We start from the raw sequence: 271 nt of genomic DNA, 5'->3' as shown, positions 1-271 counted from the left end.
ATACATTAAGCAGTAACGAAAAAGAAAAAAGGACTAGCGAATACGCCCCTTGGTGCGGATAAACATCGCTAAAAGAAAATATATCATCAACTAAAGGAATTCGTCCCTGAGAGATATTCAGCCAGATAAATCTGCAGATGTAAAAGAGGTCAAACATGCCCCAAAAATACAGTACATGTTTCCGACTTAAGATTTTGTTCATTTATTTTCCTCATAGACATCATCAGCGATAACCGGTTGCCAGTGCCACGACTTACCTGTAACAGCCCAG

The 271-nt window shown here is 39.5% G+C and carries 1 pseudogene; it reads right to left on the bottom strand.

Annotated features, from left to right (window positions below):
* A pseudogene (locus tag NV64_RS24345) lies at nt 1-202 on the bottom strand (hypothetical protein); the annotation flags it as partial.
* Between the last annotated feature and the right edge of the window lie 69 nt (nt 203-271).

This window comes from Erwinia sp. B116 (assembly GCF_002865965.1).
Lineage (GTDB): Bacteria > Pseudomonadota > Gammaproteobacteria > Enterobacterales > Enterobacteriaceae > Erwinia.
The sequence above is the reverse complement of the archived record's forward strand: the minus strand, read 5'-3'. Positions and strand labels throughout refer to the sequence as shown.